Raw genomic sequence first — 1,932 nt, 5'->3', positions numbered from 1 at the left:
TCCGGGCGTCGTGGGGGGCGGGATCCAGCTGGTCACGCCCCCGGCCAACACGGGCGGCCTCCCCCCGACGCGCCGCGGGGTCGCCCCCCCCCGCGGGGGGGGGGCCGGGGGGCGGGGGTAGGGGCCCCGGGCCCGTACGACGCCGCAGCCTGCCCGGGCGGGTGGACCGAGTCCCACCCGGGGCCGCGAGTACTCGCGGATCCGTGATGCGTCATATGGCGGACGCACACTGAAAGGACCTGACCGTGCTGATCGCACAGCGCCCCTCCCTGACCGAAGAGGTCATCTCGGAGTACCGTTCGCGCTTCTCCATCGAGCCGCTCGAGCCTGGCTTCGGCTACACGCTCGGCAACTCGCTGCGCCGGACCCTCCTGTCGTCCATCCCGGGCGCGGCCGTCACCTCCATCCGCATCGACGGAGTGCTCCACGAGTTCTCCACCGTGCCGGGTGTGAAGGAGGACGTCACCGAGATCATCCTCAACATCAAGAACCTCGTCGTCTCCTCGGAGAACGACGAGCCCGTCGTGATGTACCTGCGCAAGACGGGTGCGGGCGTGGTCACCGCCGCGGACATCGTGCCGCCGGCGGGCGTCGAGGTGCACAACCCGGACCTGCACGTCGCCACGCTCAACGACAAGGGCAAGCTCGAGATCGAGCTCACCGTCGAGCGCGGTCGTGGCTACGTGTCCGCGGCGCAGAACAAGAACGACGAGGCCGAGATCGGTCGGATCCCCGTCGACTCGATCTACTCGCCGGTCCTCAAGGTCACCTACAAGGTCGAGGCCACGCGTGTGGAGCAGCGCACGGACTTCGACAAGCTGATCGTCGACGTCGAGACGAAGGCCGCGATCGCCCCGCGCGACGCGCTCGCCTCGGCCGGCAAGACGCTCGTCGAGCTGTTCGGCCTCGCCCGCGAGCTGAACGTCGAGGCCGAGGGCATCGAGATCGGCCCGTCGCCGACGGACTCCGCGCTGGCCGCGGACCTGGCGCTGCCGATCGAGGAGCTCAACCTCACGATCCGCTCGTACAACTGCCTCAAGCGCGAGGGCATCCACCAGGTGGGTGAGCTCGTGGCTCGCAGCGAGGCCGACCTGCTCGACATCCGCAACTTCGGTGCGAAGTCCATCAACGAGGTCAAGGAGAAGCTCGCCGAGCTGGGCCTCTCGCTGAAGGACTCGCCCCTCGACTTCGACCCGTCCAGCTCCGCGTACTTCAGCGGCGGGGACGACGAGGCCACGTACTCGGACGAGCAGTCGTACTGACGTCTCCGCGCCCGCAGCAGCCCGCTCGACCTGACCGGGCCGCGCGGTGCGGAACCACCCTCAAGGAGAACCAGAAATGCCTACCCCCACCAAGGGTCCGCGGCTCGGTGGCAGCCCGGCTCACGAGCGACTGATCCTCGCGAACCTGTCGACGTCGCTCTTCGAGCACGGCCGCATCACCACCACGGAGACGAAGGCGAAGCGCCTGCGCCCCCTGGCCGAGCGCCTCATCACCTTCGCGAAGCGCGGCGACCTGCACGCGCGTCGCCGGGTGCTGACCGTCGTCCGCGACAAGTCCGTGGTGCACACGCTGTTCACCGAGATCGCCCCGGCCATGGCCGAGCGCAACGGTGGCTACACGCGCATCACCAAGATCGGCAACCGCAAGGGCGACAACGCGCCCATGGCGGTCATCGAGCTCGTGACCGAGCCGGTGAGCCCGAAGCAGGCCGTCGTCAAGGAGGCCACGAAGGCCACTGAGAAGGCGTCGACGAAGGCCGCCAAGGACGAGAAGCCCGCCAAGGACGAGGCCGCCGTCGAGGCGACCGAGGAGGCCACCGAGGCTCCGGCCGAGGCCCCCGCCGAGGACAAGGCTGACGAGAAGGCCGAGGAGACGAAGGAGGCCTGACCTCCCGCGTCCCCGCGACCACGACGAGACCCCGCGCCACCC

2 protein-coding genes are annotated in these 1,932 nt (G+C 69.8%); both read left to right on the top strand.

The window, feature by feature from the left end:
* The first annotated feature begins 245 nt into the window (after positions 1 to 245).
* A complete protein-coding gene (locus tag ACFUVW_RS20675; protein ID WP_429727860.1) occupies positions 246 to 1,262 on the top strand; it encodes a DNA-directed RNA polymerase subunit alpha in 1,017 nt (338 codons plus the stop codon).
* A gap of 76 nt (positions 1,263 to 1,338) precedes the next feature.
* The gene (gene rplQ, locus ACFUVW_RS20670; protein ID WP_430573169.1) at positions 1,339 to 1,890 is read left to right on the top strand and encodes a 50S ribosomal protein L17; all 552 of its coding nucleotides are present in this window, start codon (positions 1,339 to 1,341) and stop codon (positions 1,888 to 1,890) included.
* Positions 1,891 to 1,932: the final 42 nt, after the last annotated feature.

Origin of the sequence: Isoptericola sp. NPDC057391 (assembly GCF_042668085.1) — a bacterium.
In the GTDB taxonomy this organism is placed as follows: Bacteria; Actinomycetota; Actinomycetes; order Actinomycetales; family Cellulomonadaceae; genus Isoptericola.
This window is presented reverse-complemented; position numbering and strand designations above follow the sequence as displayed.